Source organism: Phenylobacterium sp., from assembly GCF_004799395.1.
Classification (GTDB): Bacteria; Pseudomonadota; Alphaproteobacteria; order Caulobacterales; family Caulobacteraceae; genus Phenylobacterium.
On sequence record NZ_SSMZ01000045.1, the window covers coordinates 1 to 17,234 of the forward strand.

A 17,234-nucleotide genomic window follows, 5' to 3' on the forward strand; every position below is an offset into this window, starting at 1 on the left:
CCTCTATAGCGTGGCTCTCCCGGCCCAGCCTAGTGCGCGAACTTCAGGACCATCACCAGCGCCACCACCGCCACGGCCACGGCGCTCGCCAACAGGGTCAGGCGCTTCTCCACGAAGGCTCGGATCGGCTCGCCGTAGATCTTCAGCAGCAGGGCCTCCATCGAGAACCTCAAGCCGCGCACCAGCACCGAGACGCCGATGAACAGGCCGAAATTCAGCTTGGCCAACCCCGAGGCGATGGCGGTGATCTTGTAGGGGATCGGCACGGCGATCAGGAGCGCGCCCCACTGGGCGTACCACGCCTGGAAGGAGGCGTAGCTTGCGCCGGTCAGGCTGAGCAGCCACTCGCCGAGTGGCTGAAGGAAGAAGCCCACCGCATAGCCGCAGGAGCCGCCGGCGATGGAGCAGACGATGGTCAGGGCCGCATAGCGCATGGCGTGCTTGCGATTGGCCAACACCACCGGCATCAGCAGCACATCCGGCGGGATCGGGAAGAACAGCCCCTCGCAGAAGGCCACCAGGCCAAGGGCCATCCAGGCCTGCGGCAGGGCGGCCAGCGACATCACCCAGTCATAGGTCTTGCGGAGCATGCGGGTCCCAAACTGACGGCTGAGGCGTTCAGCTATCAGGCGCGATAAGTCTTGTCTTCCCGCTACCGGAAACTAGTTTCATATGATACGAGTTCGCCGCGAACAGGAGATTTCCCCATGACCGTCCAGACCCAGGCCCAAAGCCGCGACCTCTTCGAAAACCCGCTGGGCACCGACGGCTTTGAGTTCGTGGAATTCACCTCGCCCGAGCCCGAACGCCTGAAGGAGCTCTTCGAGAAGATGGGCTTCACGGCGGTGTCCCGGCACCGCTCGAAGAACGTGCTGCGCTTCCGCCAGGGCGACATCAACTTCATCCTCAACATGGAGCCCGCGGGCCAGGCCGCCGCCTTCCGCGAGGTCCACGGTCCGTCGGCCAACGCCATGGCCTTCCGGGTCAAGGACGCCGCCAAGGCCCTGAGGCTCGCCGTCGAGCGAGGCGCCAAAGCCGTGCAGGGGCCGGTTGGGCCGATGGAGCTGAACATCCCGGCGATCGAGGGGATCGGCGGCTCGAACCTCTACCTGGTCGACCGCTATGGGGCGCAGGAGATCTACGACGTCGACTTCGTCCCGATCCCCGGCGCAGCCGAGGCGCAGGCCACGAACGCCGTCGGCCTGAGTTATCTCGACCATCTCACCCACAACGTCCATCGCGGCCAGATGAATCATTGGGCCGGCTTCTACGAACGCATCTTCAACTTCCGCGAGATTCGATACTTCGACATCGAGGGCAAGCAGACGGCGCTCGTCTCCAAGGCGATGACCAGCCCGGACGGCAAGATCCGCATCCCGCTCAACGAGAGCCAGGACGAGCATTCGCAGATCGAGGAATTCCTCAAGGACTACAAGGGCGAAGGCATCCAGCACGTGGCCCTGGGCACGGGCGACATCTATGAGAGCGTCGAGACGATGCGCGAGCGCGGGGTGAAGTTCCAGGACACCATCGACGCCTATTTCGACGGGATCGACGCCCGCGTCCCGGGCCACGGCGAGAGCGTCCAGCGCCTGCAGGCCGACAAGATCCTGATCGACGGCGCGCCCACAGAAGGCCAGGGCCTGCTCCTGCAGATCTTCACCGAGAACATGATCGGCCCGATCTTCTTCGAGCTGATCCAGCGCAAGGGCAACGAAGGCTTTGGCGAGGGCAACTTCAAGGCCCTCTTCGAAAGCATTGAACTGGACCAGATGCGCCGCGGCGTCCTGCCGCCTAAGTAAGGGTGATGCAAAATCCCGGCTGGTCTCTGGTTGTTCACGGCGGCTCCGGCGTCATCGATCGCGCCGACCTCAAGCCCGAGCAGGACCGCGCCTACCGCGCCGTGCTGGCGCAGGCCGCCGAGATCGGCGCCACAGTGCTGCGGCGCGGCGGCGTGGCGCTCGACGCCGTCGAGACGGCGATCCACGTCCTCGAGGACGACCCGCTGTTCAACGCCGGGCGCGGCGCGGTGTTCACAGCCGACGGACGCGTGGAGCTGGATGCGGCGATCATGGACGGCGCGACCCTGGCCGCGGGCGCGGTGGCGGGCGTCACCCGCGTGCGCAACCCGATCTCCGCGGCCCGCGCGGTCATGGAGCGTTCGCCGCACGTGCTGATGGCGGGCAGCGGCGCGGACACCTTCGCCGCATCCGAAGGCTTGGCCGAGGTCGAACCTGGCTACTTCTTCGTCGAGCGGCGCTGGCGGGCGCTGGAAAAGCAGCTGACCCGCGAGGGCGTCGCCGTCCCGCGCCGGCCGCACGGCGTTTCCGAGGACCTGGCCCAGGCGGCGCTCGCCCACGACGAGGGCAAGCGCGGCACCGTGGGCGTCGTGGCCCGCGACGCGCGCGGTCACGTGGCGGCGGGCACGTCGACGGGCGGCACCACCGGCAAGCGTTGGGGCCGGGTGGGCGACAGCCCGCTGATCGGCGCAGGCACCTATGCCTCCGACCGCTCCGCCGCCGTCTCCGGCACTGGCGAGGGCGAGTATTTCATCCGCCTCAGCGTCGCGCGGCAGATCTGCGCCCTCGTCGAGCTCAAGGGCCTCAGCCTGCAGGCGGCGGTCGACGAGGTGATCCACACCGAGCTCACCGACCTGGGCGGGCAAGGCGGCGTCATCGCCGTCGCCCCCGACGGCCAGATGGCCTGGGCCTTCAACACCTCCGGCATGTACCGCGCCCGCATTGCCGACGGCCACCCGCTCGAAGTGGCGATCTACAAGGACGAACCCTGATGGCGAACCGCAACTGGATTCCTGTCCGCGGCGCGCAAGGCGACCACTCGCGCCAGGCGCACGCCGACATGCCCGCCGGCACCTATGAGCGGGAGATCTCCAAGGAGGGGTTCTTCGGCCCGGCGGCCTTCATCCATCACAGGCGCCCGCCCACCGGCTGGGTGGATTTCCAGGGCCCGTTGCGCCCCCGCGCCTTCGACCTCAATGCGCTCAACGCCGCCGAGCCCAGCCCCTGGGCGGCCGGCAAGGTGCTCGGAAATCCCGCCGTCGAGATCCGCTTCTGGAAGCTCGCGGTGCCCATGCCGGCGCTGGCCCGCAACGCCGATGGTGACCAGCTCCTGTTCATCCACCAGGGCGCCGGGGAGCTCTTCTGCGACTACGGCCGCCTCGCCTTCCGGGCCGGCGACTACCTCTACCTGCCGCGCGGGACCATGTGGCGGCTGGCGCCGAGCGAACCTGCCGCGATCTTGATGATCCAGGCGACCAACACCCACTTCACCTTGCCGGACAAGGGACTGCTGGGCGGCCACGCGCTGTTCGATCCGGCCATGCTGGAAACGCCGGTCCTCGACGAGGCCTTCAAGTCCCACCAGGATGTGGCTGGCGAGCACCGCGTGGAGATCAAGAAACGCGGCGAGGTCTCCACGGTGACCTATCCCTACAATCCTCTGGACGCCGTCGGCTGGCACGGCGACCTCGCGCCGGTGCGCCTGAACGTTCACGATCTGCGGCCGATCAACAGCCACCGCTACCACCTGCCGCCGAGCGTACACACGACCTTCCTATCGGACCGGTTTGTGGTCTGTACCTTTGCGCCTCGGCCCTTCGAGACCGATCCCGGCGCCCTGAAGGTGCCGTTCTTCCATAACAACGACGACTTCGACGAGGTGCTGTTCTACCACGCCGGCGACTTCTTCAGCCGCGACCACATCGAGGCCGGGATGATGACCTTCCATCCCTCCGGCTTCACCCACGGCCCGCACCCCAAGGCGCTGAAGAACATGCTGTCCCAGCCCAAGGCGGCCACCGACGAATACGCCGTGATGATCGACACCCGCGATCCGCTGGAGGTCGGCGAGGCCGCGGCCGGGGTCGAAAATCCCGCCTACGTCGACAGCTGGAAGACCCCGGCTTGAGCGCCACTGACGACCTGGAAGCGGCCGCGCGGGAAGAGCTTGAGCGCGCCTGCACCCTGGGCTGGAAGGCGCTGGCCGCCCACACCCCCTGGGGCGACACCTTCGAAGGCTTCACCCCGGAGGGCCGCGAAGTGTCCGTTGAGCGCAACTACCTGTGGGAGCACGAGACCGGCGGCGATATTCGTATCGAGGTCAATGTTTACGAGCCCCGCGATCACGAAGAAGGCGTTAGTCTGACCCGGACCATCGCCCGCGAGACGGCGGCCTGAAGGAGTTCCAATGAAGCTAGCGTCCCTCAAGGGCGGCCGTGACGGTCGCCTGGTGGTGGTGTCCAATGACCTCGCCTGGTTCACGGAGGCGCATCACATCGCGCCGACCCTGCAGGCGGCGATGGATCATTGGCAGGGGATCGAGCCGGTCCTGCGCGGCTTGGCCGAGAGCCTGGAGCACGGCTCCGTGCCACAGGAACGCTTCCACGAGCACCAGGCGGCGAGCCCATTGCCGCGCGCCTACCAGTGGGCAGACGGCTCGGCCTATGTGAACCACGTGGCCCTGGTCCGACAGGCGCGCGGCGCGGAGATGCCGGAAAGCTTCTGGACCGACCCCCTGATGTACCAGGGCGGCTCCGATGGGTTCCTGGCCCCGCGCGATCCCATCCCCCTCGCCGACCAGGCCTGGGGGCTGGATCTGGAAGGCGAGATCGCGGTGATCGTCGGCGACGTACCGCAGGGCGCGAGCCGCGAACAGGCCCTGGCCGCGATCCGCCTGGTGATGTTGTGCAACGACGTCTCCTTACGCAACCTGATCCCGGGCGAGCTCGCCAAGGGCTTCGGCTTCTTCCAGTCCAAGCCCGCCTCGGCCTTCTCGCCGGTGGCGGTCACCCCCGACGAACTTTCCGGCTGGAAGGATGGCAAGCTGCATGGCGCGCTTTTCGTCGAGCTCAACGGCAAGCCGCTCGGCGAGGCCGACGCCGGCGTCGACATGACCTTCGATTTCGGGACCCTGGTGGCCCACGCCGCCAAGACGCGCAGCCTCTCGGCGGGGACGATCGTGGGCTCCGGCACGGTCTCCAACCGCGGCCCCGACGGCGGTCCCGGCAAGCCTGTCAGCGAAGGCGGCGTCGGCTATTCCTGTCTGGCCGAGGTGCGCACGATCGAGACCATCGCCTCGGGCGCGCCCAAGACGCCGTTCCTGAATGCGGGCGACATCGTTCGGATCGAGATGCGCGACGCCAAGCGCCACTCGATCTTCGGCGCCATCGAACAGACGGTCGCCGCGCCGTGAAGCCCGAGCCGGCCAGCGGCGCGGCGGACGAGGGCGAGCTGAAGCTCGACGCCTACCTGCCCTACCGTCTGTCGGTGGCCTCCAACGCCGTCTCCGGCCTGATCGCGCGCGCCTATCAGGACAGGTTCGGTCTCACCGTCCCGCAATGGCGGCTGATCTGCGTGCTGGCCGAGGACGGCGGCTTGACCCAGGGCCAGCTGGTGGCCCGCACGGTGATGGACAAGGTGACGGTGAGCCGGGCCGCCCAGGGCCTGTTGAACCGGCATCTGGTGGCGCGCTCCGAGCATCAGGCCGACGGACGCAGCCACGTCCTGGCGCTGACGCCGGAGGGCTCCGGCCTGCATGCCGAGATCGCGCCCCTGGCGCTAGCCTATGAGGCGGCCTTGATCTCGGGCCTGGCGCCGGAGGAAGTCGCGCTGCTGAAGCGGCTGCTGACGCGCCTGCAGTCGGCGGCGGGGCAGCTCAGCGGCGACCCCGGCTCGCCGACGGTCTAGTGGGCGAAGGTCGGCTCGCGGACCACGCCCCAGCGGTGCGACCCCTCGCCGAACGGCAGGTGGAAGCCGTAGGCCGCGCGGCGGCGCTCGTCGCGCCAGTTCTGTTCGAAGGACAGGATCACCGCCTCTTCCAGTTCCTCGGGAATCTGGCGGGCGTCGTGTCCCATGTGCTTGGCGATATGTTCGATGACCATGGCGCGATGCGCTTCGCCGCCCAGAGACAGGAGGGTTTCACGAACGCGTTTCGCCAACATCTGGGTTCCGCGGACCGGCTTTTTGCCAGGCTCTGCGATCTGAGTATTCATTGAGGCCACCCCATGCGTGTTCTGCACGGCTTAACCCTGCGCGCTACTCGTTTAGCGCCGCGTTAAAGACCAGGTTGAATTACAAGTTAATCCGCACCCTGAGGTTTAGCTCATCCCAGGCCGGACGCGCGGGCGACCTGGTAGACGAGCAGCGCCGCGATATAGGCGAGCGCGGTCATGTAGACCAGCATCACCGCCGGCCAGAGCCAGGAGTTGGTCTCGCGCTTCACCACCCCGATCGTCGAGGCGCACTGCGGCGCGAACACGTACCAGGCCAGGAAAGCGAGGCCCGTGGCGATCGACCAGTGGTGCTGCAAGGTGGTGGCGAGGGCCCCGGGTGCGGCGTCGGCGTTGCCGATGGCGTAGACGGTTCCGAGCGCAGCCACCGCCACCTCCCGGGCCGCGAAGCCAGGGATCAGGGCTATGGTCATCTGCCAGTTGAAGCCGATGGGCGCGAGCGCCGGCTGCAACAGGTGGCCGATGCGTCCAGCCAGGCTGTAGTTGATCGCGGGGTCCGTGGCGCCGGCCGGGGCGCCTGGAAAGGACGACAAGAACCAGACCAGGATCATCATCGGGAAGATGATCGTGCCGGCCCGGGTGATGAAGATCTTGCCGCGCAGGAAGAGGCTGCGCAGCACATTGACCGGATCGGGCAGCTTGTAGGCCGGCAGCTCCATCAGGAACGGCTCGACCGCGCCGCGCCAGAATAGCCGCCGCGTGATGAACGACACGCCGAGCGCGCTGATGATCCCCGCGGCATAGAGGCCGAACATCACCAGGCCCGGCAGGCTGAGCACCCCCAGGACCTGGCGGTTCGGGATGAAGGCCGAGATGATCAGGGTGTAGACCGGAATCCGCGCCGAACAGGTCATCAAGGGCGCCACCATGATGGTGGTCAGCCGGTCGCGCTTGTTGTCGATCACCCGCGTCGACATGATCCCCGGGATGGCGCAGGCGAAGCTGGAGAGCAGCGGGATGAACGCGCGCCCATGCAGGCCGGCGCCGCCCATGATCCGGTCCATCAGGAAGGCTGCGCGGGCCATGTAGCCGAAGTCTTCCAAGAGGATGATGAAGAAGAAAAGCACCAGGATCTGCGGCAGGAAGACAATCACCGAACCCACGCCCGAGATCACCCCGTCGGTCAGGAAGCTGGTCAGCATGCCGGCCGGCAGATGGGCCGCGACGAAGCCGCCCAGGCCGGTGAATCCGTCGGTCATCAGGTCGCCGGCCGCCTTGGACCAGGTGAACACCGCCTGGAACATCACGAACAGCAGGGCGAACAGGATGGCCAGACCCGCCACAGGATGCAGCAGCACCGTGTCCACCTTGCCTGTGAAGGTGTCGGGCCGTTCCGGCGCACGCACGTTGGCCTTGAGGATTCGCTGCGCTTCGCGGTGGGCGTCGCGGATCTGGCCCGCGTCCGGCTCCCGCCAGGTGCTGTCGGGGTTGATCGCGCCGGCGGCAATCTGGGACTCCACCTGGGCGACCAGGTCGTCGATGCCGCGCTTGCGGGTGGCCACGGTCGTGACGATCGGACAGCCAAGGTCGCGCGACAAGCCCTCCAGGTCGATCCGCAGGCCCTGGCGCTGAGCGATGTCGTACATGTTCAGGGCCAGCACCATGGGCCGGCCCACGGCTTTCAGCTCCAGGATCAGGCGCAGCACCAGGCGTAGATTGGTGGCGTCTGCCACGCAGACCAGCACATCCGGCGCGGTCTCGCCGGCCAGTTTGCCCAGCACCGCGTCACGGGTGACCACTTCATCGGGGCTGCGCGCCCGCAGTGAATATGTCCCCGGCAGGTCGAGGACGGAGAGCGTGCGGCCGGCCGCGGTGGCCACCTGGCCCTCCTTCCGCTCGACGGTCACGCCGGCGTAGTTGGCCACCTTCTGCCGGCTGCCGGTCAGGGCGTTGAACAGGGCCGTCTTGCCGGAGTTGGGATTGCCGACCAGCGCGATACGCGCGCCCGGCAGCGCAGCGTCGCTCATTTGGGATCCAGCAGCACCCAGACGTCCTCGGCGTCGCGGCGCCGCAGACCGATGCGCATCTCGTCGAGCCTGACCGCGATCGGATCGCGCCAGATCGCGCCCTCATGCAGCACTTCGACCCGCGCCCCCTCGACGAAGCCGAACTCCAGCAGACGCCGCTGCAGCTCGTCGACGCCGACACCATGGTCGCCAGGATGGCTCTCGGCGCGCACGTCGACGATGACGCCCCTGTCGCCGGGCCGCGCTACGCTGAGCCGCACGGCGCCGGCAATGGCGTCCGCATCGGAGGCGGTCAGGGCCTCCGCAGGCTGGGCGAGCATGTCGTGCATGGGACGCAAGGTTTCCGGTCGGGGAAGGCTTAGTTGCGATTGATTATCAGTTTAGGTCGCAACTGTCGATGCGCAAGAGCGCGCACCCTTTTCCGCGCGTTGACCCGCCGCCGCCCATGACTAGAGTGCGCCCGCCCACGATCCCGGGACCCGGGGCCCCAGTGGCGAAATGGTAGACGCGGTAGACTCAAAATCTATTGCCGAGAGGCGTGCTGGTTCGAGTCCGGCCTGGGGCACCATCATCGGGTCGAAATGCGGCGGGGTCTGCATTTCGCCAGCGCGTCCCCGATGCGATCCTGGACATCAGCGACCTAGGCCGCGATCCACCTCGCACACTTAGGCGACCTGGTTGGTTCTCTTAGCCTGGCGAGGTTGACGGCGGGGCGACTGCGCTCGTTGGGGCCCGTCCAGCAGGTCCCGCAGCCGGGCGGCTAGGGCTGCGGGTTCATAGGGTTTGTCCAGAATGGCATGATCGGCGCCATCCAGCAGGTCCTTCTCACCGATGAAACCGGAGGTGAGCAGGACCTTCAGGGTGTTCCGCTCCTGCTGCGCCGCCTTGGCCAGGGCGATCCCACTGGTGCCGCCGGGCATCACGACATCCGAGAACAGGAGGGCGATCTGCGGGTCTTGGCGCAGGATCGCCAGCGCCTCGTCCGCCGTCGTCGCGCTGACGACCTGGTAGCCGAGCCCCTCGAGGAGATCCACGGTCAGCCGCAGCACCGCCGGATCATCTTCCGCCACAAGGATCCGCTCGCTGCCGCCTGCCATCTCCTCGCAAACCGGCTTGGCCGCCGGGGCCTCGATGGGCTCGGTCGAGACCGGCAGCAGGATCTCGAAGCGTGTGCCGACATTGGCCTCGCTCGATATCCGCACATGCCCCTCCGACTGCTGCACGAACCCGTAGACCTGGGAGAGGCCCAGCCCTGACCCGCGCCCGACCTCCTTGGTCGTGAAGAAGGGTTCGAACACGCGCGCCTGCACTTCAGGGCTCATGCCGCTGCCGGTGTCCTCGATTGCCAGGCAGATGGAGCCGGCGGGGAGGCCGCTGGGGTCCTGCCCGAGCAGCGTCGAGGCGGAGATCGTCAGGGTCCCGCCGCCCTCCATGGCGTCGCGTGCATTGACCGCCAGGTTCAGCAAGGCGGCTTCCATCTGGGTGACGTCGATGCTGGCCCGCAACGCGTTGTCGCCCAGGTCCAAGCGGACCGTAGTCGCGTCCCCGACGGCCTGGCGGATCAGCGGGCAGAACTCCTCCACCAGGCGGCGGACGTCGACCGTTACGGGCTGGAGGTTCTGGCGGCGCGAGAAGGCCAGCAGCTGGCGGGTGAGGTCGCGGCCGCGCTCGGCGGCCTGGCGGATCGCGTCGATCCGCAGCGCCCGCTTCACCCCCTCCTCGGACCGGCGCGCCATGATGTCGATGTTGCCCAACACCACGGTCAGTAGATTGTTGAAATCGTGCGCGACGCCGCCGGTCAGCTGGCCCACGGCCTCCATCTTGTGGGCCTGAGCGAGGCGCTCCTCCAGCTCGTGGCGCTCGGTGGCGTCCATGATGACACCGAAAATCTGCGCCTCGGCCTCATCGTCGCCGGGCGCGAGCACGCCCTGGTCGGCCAGCCAGCGGTAGGTCCCGTCGGCGCACCGCCAGCGGAATTCGCAGGCGTAGGCGCCGGTCCGCACCGCGCCCGACACGACCTCGACCACCCGCGCGAGGTCCTCCGGATGGATGCGCGAGGACCCGAAGCCGGGATCGCTGACGAAGTTGGCCGGCGAGAACCCGGTGATCGCCTCGACGCCCTCGCTTACGAAGGCCGGCGCGAACGGCGCTGTCGCCGAGCGCGCGTGGAAGACGATCGGCAAGGACTGCAGGATCGCCTGCTGCTGAGCCTCGGACCGGCGCAGCGCCTGTTCGGCCTGCAGCCTGGAGGCCTGGATGCGGGCGTTCTCCTCCAGCAGCCACTGGCGGTGCGCCGCCAGGCGCCTGGCTTCTTCGGTGCGCAGGTAGATGTCGACCAGCACCGATACCTTCGAGCGAAGGATGAAGGGGTCGACCGGTTTGAACACCATGTCGACGGCGCCGGCCGAGTAGGCTTTGAAGACGTGCGCCTCGTCTCGGTAGATCGCCGTCAGGAAGACGATCGGAGTGCGGGCCGTGCGCTTGCGACCGCGGATCAGGGCGGCGGTCTCGTAGCCGTCCATGCCCGGCATATGCAGGTCCAGCAGGATCACCGCAAAGTCGTCGTGCAGCAGTCTTCGCAGGGCGTCGTCGCCGGAGGGCGCCACCACCAAGTCGTGGCCCAGCTCCTCCAAGGCCTGGACCGCCGCGAACGCGTTGCGCTCATCGTCGTCGACGATCAACACCTTGGCCCGCAGCGGCGCGGTCAGGTCCGGCGGCTCCAAATCGGCCGCCCACCGATGGCGCGAAGGGCCCGGTTCCGCGGCCATGCTCAAACCGCCTGTGGCATCCGGGGGCCGACAGGCTCGCTGGCCAGCCGCCGGGCGTCGGCCTTCTGCACCGAGACCCGCAGCACCGACACCAGGTGGTCGATGTCGACGGGCTTGGAGACATAGTCCGAGGCGCCGGCCTGGATGCACTTTTGCCGGTCGCCCTTCATGGCCTTCGCGGTGACCGCGATCACCGGCAGGTCGGCAAACTGTGAGCGGGAGCGGATCTCGCGGATGGTCTCGTAGCCATCCATGTCCGGCATCATGATGTCGACCAGCACGACATCGGCGTCGGGCGTGGCGTCAAGCAACTCGATCCCGCCGCGGCCGCTCTCGGCGTAGACGAACTCGACGCCGTAGTCCTCGAGCGCGCTCGCCAGCGAGAAGATGTTGCGGATGTCGTCGTCGATCATCAGCACCTTGCGGCCGGTCAGCACGGTGTCCACGGCCCGGCTCTGGGCGAGCTTGACCTTGGTGGGCTCCGACAGAGCCTCCAGCGGCTGGTGCAGGAGCTGGCTGGTCTGCTCGATCAGCTGATCGGCCGCGCGCGCCAGGCGGACCAGCCCGCCGAATACACCCAGCCGAAGGCGCCGGTCGTCCTCGGCCGGGAGCTCCTCCGGCGCGAAGACCACCACGGCGGGCCGGTGATCGGCCTTCTTGAGGCTGTCGATGAGCCCGGCCGCCGAGGTTTCGGCGATCTCCACCACGAGGGCCGCCGAGCGGTCGGCGCCGGTCCGCGCCAGGACGGCGGCGAGGTCGTCGGTGACCTCGACCTCCTCGAAGCACTGGCGCAGGGTCTCGGCCGCCTCGCCCTCGCGGCCGATCAGCACGACGCGGCGGTCGCTCTTGGCGACGAAGGTTTTCACTTCTTCCAGCGTCGAGACCACGACCTCACGGTCCACCGGCTTGTGGGTGAAGCCGAAGGCGCCGATGGCGAAGCCGAGCCCGCTCTGGTCGTCGGCGGAGATCACGTGCACCGGGATGTGCCGCGTCTCCGGCGTGCGCTTCAGCAGGTCCAGCAGCGCCAGGCCGTCCATGTCCGGCAGGCCGATGTCCAGCATGATGGCGTCCGGCGCAAAGCGCCGGGCCAGCGCCGCCACGGCAGCGCCCTCGCCGGTCACCACGCCCTTGAAGCCGCTGTCGCGGACGAGGGACAGAAGGATCGCGGCGAACCGCGGGTCGTCCTCAACGATCAGCACGGTGGCGTCGTCGGGCGCGATTCCGTCGCGGTCGTCGGCCACCGGCTCCAAGACCTCATCGGTCAGGTTCGAGCTGCTGGTGATCCGCGAGATGACCGGCAGGGCGCGGCCGGTCGACGGGATCTGCGCCTGCGGGCTGAAGTTCAACGGCAGGAAGAGCGTGAACGTCGACCCCTCTCCGGGCCGGCTCTCCACCTTGAGTTCACCCCCCAGAACGCGGGTGATCTCGCGGCTGATGGAGAGGCCAAGGCCCGTGCCGCCGTACTTGCGGCTGGTGGTGCCGTCGGCCTGCTGGAATGCCTCGAAGATGATCCGCTGCTTGTCCTCGGGGATGCCGATGCCGGAGTCCTGGACGCTGAAGGCCAGCACCTGGCCGGCGGTGTTCAGGTGGTCGTTGTCCGGGCTCCAGCCGCCGTGGACGCGGGTGACGTCCAGCTTCACGAAGCCGCCCTCGGTGAACTTGAAGGCGTTGGAGAGCAGGTTCTTGATGATCTGCTGCAGGCGCTTGTCGTCGGTGTACATTGAGCGCGGCAGCGCCGGGTCGAGGTGGATGACGAAGTCCAGCTTCTTGTCCAGGGCCACCTGCGCGAAGGTCCGGTCGACCTGGTCCCGCAGGCTGGCGAAGGACATCTCGCCGATGTCCAGGGTGACAGTGCCCGACTCGATCTTGGCCACGTCCAACACGTCGTTGATCAGGCCCAGGAGGTCGGCGCCCGCGGCGTGGATGTTGCGGGCGAATTCGACCTGCTTGTCGGAGAGGTTGCCCTGACCGTTGTCGGCCAGAAGCTTCGAAAGGATCAGCAGCGAGTTGAGCGGCGTGCGCAGCTCGTGACTCATGTTGGCGAGGAACTCAGACTTGTATTTCGACGTCACCGCCAGCTGCTCGGCCTTGTCCTCGAGCGCCAGCTTGGCCTGCTCGACCTCGCGGTTCTTGCCTTCCACCTGGGTGTTCTGTTCGGAGAGCAGCTGGGCCTTCTCCTCCAGTTCCGCGTTGGTCTGCTGCAGCTCCTCCTGCTTGGTGCGCAGCAGTTCCTCGGACTGCCGAAGCGACGCGGCCTGTTGCTCCAGCCGGTCGTTGGTCTTGGTGAGCTCCTCCTGCTGCGCCTGCAGTTCGGACGTCAGCAGCTGGGACTGCTTGAGCAGGCCCTCGGTGCGCATGTTGGCGGCGATCGTCGAAAGCACGATGCCGATGGATTCCATCAGCTGGTCGAGGAAGGCCTGCTGGGTCTCGTTGAAGTCGCCGATCGTCGCCAGCTCGATCACCGCCTTCACGTCGCCTTCGAAGAGGGCGGGAAGGACGATGATGTTCTGCGGCGCGGCCTCGCCCAGGCCGGACGAGATCTGCACATAGTCCGCCGGCACATTGGTCAGCAGGATGCGCGACTTCTCATAGGCGCACTGGCCGATCAGGCCTTCGCGCAGCTTGAACGCATTGGCCAGGTGCTTACGGTTGTTGAAGGCGTAGGTGGCCGCGAGGTTCAGGACCTCCTGGCCCTCGGCGTCGACGTCCGAGACGTAGAAGACTGCGTGCTGGGCGTTGATCAGCGGCGCCAGTTCTGACAGCACCAGGTTCGACACCGTCGACAGGTCGCGCTCGCCCTGCAGCATGCGGGTGAACCGGGCGAGGTTGGTCTTCAGCCAGTCCTGCTCGGTATTCTTCAGCGTTTGATCCTTCAGGTTACGGATCATCTCGTTGATGTTGTTCTTCAGCTCCTCCACCTCGCCGGAGGCCTCGACGGTGATCGACCGCGTCAGGTCGCCCTGGGTCACGGCGGTGGACACCTCGGCGATGGCGCGGACCTGGGTAGTCAGGTTGGCGGCCAGCTCGTTGACGTTGTCGGTGAGGTCGCGCCAGAGGCCGGCGGCGCCCGGCACCCGGGCCTGGCCGCCCAGCTTGCCCTCGATGCCCACCTCGCGGGCCACGTTGGTCACCTGGTCGGCGAAGGTCGCGAGCGTCTCGATCATGCCGTTGATGGTGTCGGCGAGGCTCGCGATCTCGCCCTTGGCGTCGAGCGTCAGCTTGCGCTTCAGGTCGCCCTCGGCCACCGCGGTCACCACCTCGGCGATGTTCCGCACCTGACCCGTCAGGTTGGCGGCCATCATGTTCACGTTGTCAGTGAGGTCTTTCCAGGTGCCGGCCACGCCGGGCACCTGCGCCTGGCCGCCCAGCTTGCCCTCGGTGCCCACTTCACGGGCCACGCGCGTCACTTCCGAGGCGAAGCCGTTCAGCTGGTCCACCATGGTGTTGATGGTCGACTTCAGCTCCAGGATCTCGCCGCGCACGTCGACGGTGATCTTCTTGGAGAGGTCGCCCTTGGCCACGGCGGTGGTCACGTCGGCGATGTTGCGCACCTGACCGGTCAGGTTGCCGGCCATCAGGTTCACGTTGTCGGTGAGGTCCTTCCAGGTGCCGGCCACGCCGCGCACCTGCGCCTGGCCGCCCAGCTTGCCCTCGGTGCCGACCTCGCGGGCCACGCGGGTCACTTCGGACGAGAAGGAGTTCAACTGGTCCACCATGGTGTTGATGGTGTTCTTCAGCTCAAGGATCTCGCCGCGCACGTCGACGGTGATCTTCTTGGAGAGGTCGCCCATGGCCACCGCGGTGGTCACCTCGGCGATGTTGCGCACCTGGCCGGTCAGGTTGGCGGCCATGAAGTTCACGTTGTCGGTGAGCTCCTTCCAGGTGCCGCCGACGCCCTTCACCTGCGCCTGACCGCCGAGCTTGCCCTCGGTGCCCACTTCGCGGGCCACCCGGGTCACTTCCGAGGAGAATGAGTTCAGCTGGTCCACCATGGTGTTGATGGTGTTCTTCAGCTCGAGGATCTCGCCCTTCACGTCGACGGTGATCTTCTTCGACAGGTCGCCATTGGCCACGGCGGTGGTCACCTCGGCGATGTTGCGGACCTGACCGGTCAGGTTGCCGGCCATCAGGTTCACGTTGTCGGTGAGCTCCTTCCAGGTGCCGCCCACGCCGCGGACCTGGGCCTGGCCGCCCAGCTTGCCTTCCGTACCCACTTCGCGCGCCACGCGGGTCACTTCGGAGGAGAAGGCGTTCAGCTGGTCCACCATGGTGTTGATGGTGTCCTTCAGCTCAAGGATCTCGCCGCGCACGTCGACGGTGATCTTCTTGGAGAGGTCGCCATTGGCCACCGCGGTGGTCACCTCGGCGATGTTGCGGACCTGGCCGGTCAGGTTCGCCGCCATCATGTTCACGTTGTCGGTGAGGTCCTTCCAGGTGCCGCCCACTCCACGCACCTGCGCCTGACCGCCGAGCTTGCCCTCGGTGCCCACTTCACGGGCCACCCGGGTCACTTCCGAGGAGAAGGCGTTCAGCTGGTCCACCATGGTGTTGATGGTGTTCTTCAGCTCAAGCACTTCGCCTTTCACGTCGGCGGTGATCTTTTTGGAAAGGTCGCCGTTGGCGACGGCGGTGGTCACCTCGGCGATGTTGCGCACCTGGCCGGTCAGGTTGGCGGCCATGAAGTTCACGTTGTCGGTAAGGTCCTTCCAGGCGCCGGTGACGCCTTCCACCCGGGCCTGACCGCCCAGCTTGCCCTCGGTGCCCACTTCGCGCGCCACCCGGGTCACTTCGGATGAGAAGGAGTTCAGCTGATCCACCATGATGTTGATGGTGTTCTTCAGCTCGAGGATCTCGCCCTTCACGTCGACGGTGATCTTCTTCGACAGGTCGCCGCGGGCCACCGCGGTGGTCACCTCGGCGATGTTGCGGACCTGACCGGTCAGGTTGCCGGCCATCAGGTTCACGTTGTCGGTAAGCTCTTTCCAGGTGCCGCCGACGCCCTTCACCTGCGCCTGGCCGCCGAGCTTGCCCTCGGTGCCCACTTCGCGGGCCACCCGGGTCACTTCCGAGGAGAAGGCGTTCAGCTGGTCCACCATGGTGTTGATGGTGTTCTTCAGCTCCAGCACCTCGCCCTTCACGTCCACGGTGATCTTGCGGGAGAGGTCGCCGTTGGCGACGGCGGTGGTCACCTCGGCGATGTTGCGCACCTGGCCGGTCAGGTTGGCGGCCATGAAGTTCACGTTGTCGGTGAGGTCCTTCCAGGTGCCGGCGACGCCCTTCACCTGGGCCTGACCGCCGAGCTTGCCCTCGGTGCCCACTTCGCGCGCCACCCGGGTCACTTCGGAGGCGAAGGAGCCGAGCTGGCCCACCATGGTGTTCACCACCTTGCCGATCCGCAGGAACTCGCCTCGCAGCGGACGCTCCTCGTTCTCCAGATCCATGGTCTGGCCGAGGTCGCCCTTGGCCACGGCGCCGATCACGCGGGCCATTTCGGCGGTCGGGTGGACCATGTCGGTGATCAGGGTGTTCACCGCGTCGACGCTGGCGGCCCAGGAGCCTTGTGCGGCCGGCAGCCGGGCGCGGTGGTTGATCTTGCCCTGGCGGCCGACCGTCTCGCCAAGCCGCTCGAACTCGCGGGTCATCCGGTCGTTCAGCTCGACGACGTCGTTGAAGGCTTCAGCGATCTCGCCGTTGACCCCGCGGTGGCCGCGCGGCAGGCGCACGGAGAAGTCGCCGCGCCGGAAGGCGCGGAGCGCCGACAGCAGTTCGCCGGTGTCGATGGCGTCGATATCAGGGGCGAGGTGGCCATTGGCGCGCGGCTTGGCGCGTGCGGCCGCGCGGCCGTTGCGGCTGGCGGGAGCGGCGAGATCGACGTTCGTCATGTAATTCCCCGAACCGACATACGTCCGGAGGGCTTCGACCCGAGGAAGCTGACCTGGCGAGGCGCTTTCCGCTTTAGCTCGTGATCGTGGCGCACCCCCAGTTTGAACGGCAACGTCCGGCGCCCGAAGTCGGTTCCCGGCCGATCTCGTGTTGGTTGGACCGCCGCGCGGCGCCTCAGGCGCCGGCGTTCCAACCGCCGCCCAACGCTGTGAACAGCGACACGGCGTCGCCGAGAACGGCGCCCTGGGCCTGTAACAGCTGATCATTGGCCTGGGTGACGGCGCCCTCGGCCTGCAGCACGTCGATGAAGGGCGTCAGGCCGGCCCTGTAGCGGGCGTCGGCGAGCGTGGCGCTGTCCTGCGACGTCTTCAGGTCCTCGGCGTAGCGGGTCTGGCGTTCGCGATCGGCGGCGTAGGCGGTCAGTGCGTCTTCCACATCTTGCAGGGCCGACAGCCAGGCTTTGCGGTACGCAACCTCGGCCTGGGCGGCTTCCTCCCGCTTGGCCCTGACGTTGGCGCGGCCCCGGCCGGCGTCGAACAGGGTCCAGCTGCCGTCAGCCACCCCGATGGTCGAGAAGTTCTTGCGCGA

The 17,234-nt window shown here is 67.5% G+C and carries 13 protein-coding genes and 1 tRNA gene; 7 read left to right on the forward strand and 7 right to left on the reverse strand.

The window, feature by feature from the left end; all coding sequences use genetic code 11:
• Window positions 1–29 precede the first annotated feature (29 nt).
• Complete coding sequence (locus tag E8A12_RS03025) at window positions 30–590, reverse strand: DedA family protein (RefSeq protein ID WP_293366279.1); 561 nt, start codon at window positions 588–590, stop codon at window positions 30–32.
• 117 nt (window positions 591–707) lie between these two features.
• Here E8A12_RS03025 and hppD point away from each other — a divergent pair, with 117 nt between their 5' ends.
• The 6 genes from hppD to E8A12_RS03055 are packed head-to-tail and all read left to right on the forward strand — an operon-like array spanning window position 708 to window position 5,705.
• The gene (hppD, locus tag E8A12_RS03030) at window positions 708–1,802 is read left to right on the forward strand and encodes a 4-hydroxyphenylpyruvate dioxygenase (RefSeq protein ID WP_293366280.1); all 1,095 of its coding nucleotides are present in this window, start codon (window positions 708–710) and stop codon (window positions 1,800–1,802) included.
• Between the two features lie 5 nt (window positions 1,803–1,807).
• The gene (locus E8A12_RS03035) at window positions 1,808–2,791 is read left to right on the forward strand and encodes an isoaspartyl peptidase/L-asparaginase (RefSeq protein WP_293366281.1); all 984 of its coding nucleotides are present in this window, start codon (window positions 1,808–1,810) and stop codon (window positions 2,789–2,791) included.
• Window positions 2,791–3,927 carry a homogentisate 1,2-dioxygenase gene (locus E8A12_RS03040; RefSeq protein ID WP_293366282.1) on the forward strand — a complete coding sequence of 379 codons (1,137 nt, stop codon included), beginning with the start codon at window positions 2,791–2,793 and terminating at the stop codon, window positions 3,925–3,927. The genes E8A12_RS03035 and E8A12_RS03040 overlap by 1 nt, the downstream gene beginning before the upstream one ends.
• A complete protein-coding gene (locus E8A12_RS03045; protein ID WP_293366283.1) occupies window positions 3,924–4,196 on the forward strand; it encodes a hypothetical protein in 273 nt (90 codons plus the stop codon). The genes E8A12_RS03040 and E8A12_RS03045 overlap by 4 nt, the downstream gene beginning before the upstream one ends.
• Before the next feature lie 10 nt (window positions 4,197–4,206).
• Entirely contained in the window at window positions 4,207–5,211 is a 1,005-nt protein-coding gene (locus tag E8A12_RS03050; RefSeq protein WP_293366284.1) for a fumarylacetoacetate hydrolase family protein, read from the forward strand.
• Window positions 5,208–5,705, forward strand: coding sequence for a MarR family winged helix-turn-helix transcriptional regulator (locus E8A12_RS03055; protein WP_293366285.1), 498 nt, complete (start codon window positions 5,208–5,210; stop codon window positions 5,703–5,705). The genes E8A12_RS03050 and E8A12_RS03055 overlap by 4 nt, the downstream gene beginning before the upstream one ends.
• On the opposite strand, the gene E8A12_RS03060 is transcribed toward E8A12_RS03055, so the two are convergent.
• From E8A12_RS03060 to E8A12_RS03070, 3 genes are all read right to left on the reverse strand, one after another.
• Entirely contained in the window at window positions 5,702–5,899 is a 198-nt protein-coding gene (locus E8A12_RS03060) for a hypothetical protein (RefSeq protein ID WP_293366286.1), read from the reverse strand. The two genes, E8A12_RS03055 and E8A12_RS03060, sit on opposite strands and share 4 nt — an antisense overlap.
• Window positions 5,900–6,120: 221 nt before the next feature.
• On the reverse strand, window positions 6,121–7,995 hold the full coding sequence (locus E8A12_RS03065; RefSeq protein ID WP_293366287.1) for a ferrous iron transporter B: 1,875 nt from the start codon (window positions 7,993–7,995) through the stop codon (window positions 6,121–6,123).
• Window positions 7,992–8,324, reverse strand: a complete 333-nt coding sequence (locus E8A12_RS03070; RefSeq protein ID WP_293366288.1) for a FeoA family protein — start codon at window positions 8,322–8,324, stop codon at window positions 7,992–7,994. The genes E8A12_RS03065 and E8A12_RS03070 overlap by 4 nt, the downstream gene beginning before the upstream one ends.
• A gap of 155 nt (window positions 8,325–8,479) precedes the next feature.
• On the opposite strand from E8A12_RS03070, the gene E8A12_RS03075 reads away from it, so the two are divergent.
• Window positions 8,480–8,563: transfer RNA gene (locus E8A12_RS03075), tRNA-Leu, on the forward strand.
• Between the two features lie 97 nt (window positions 8,564–8,660).
• Here E8A12_RS03075 and E8A12_RS03080 read toward each other — a convergent pair.
• The 3 genes from E8A12_RS03080 to E8A12_RS03090 all read right to left on the reverse strand — a co-directional run bounded on the left by E8A12_RS03080 (window position 8,661) and on the right by E8A12_RS03090 (window position 17,207).
• Window positions 8,661–10,763 carry a response regulator gene (locus tag E8A12_RS03080; RefSeq protein ID WP_293366289.1) on the reverse strand — a complete coding sequence of 701 codons (2,103 nt, stop codon included), beginning with the start codon at window positions 10,761–10,763 and terminating at the stop codon, window positions 8,661–8,663.
• A gap of 2 nt (window positions 10,764–10,765) precedes the next feature.
• On the reverse strand, window positions 10,766–16,645 hold the full coding sequence (locus E8A12_RS03085) for a HAMP domain-containing protein (protein WP_293366290.1): 5,880 nt from the start codon (window positions 16,643–16,645) through the stop codon (window positions 10,766–10,768).
• Window positions 16,646–16,820: 175 nt separating this feature from the next.
• Window positions 16,821–17,207, reverse strand: a complete 387-nt coding sequence (locus E8A12_RS03090) for a TolC family protein (RefSeq protein ID WP_293366291.1) — start codon at window positions 17,205–17,207, stop codon at window positions 16,821–16,823.
• Between the last annotated feature and the right edge of the window lie 27 nt (window positions 17,208–17,234).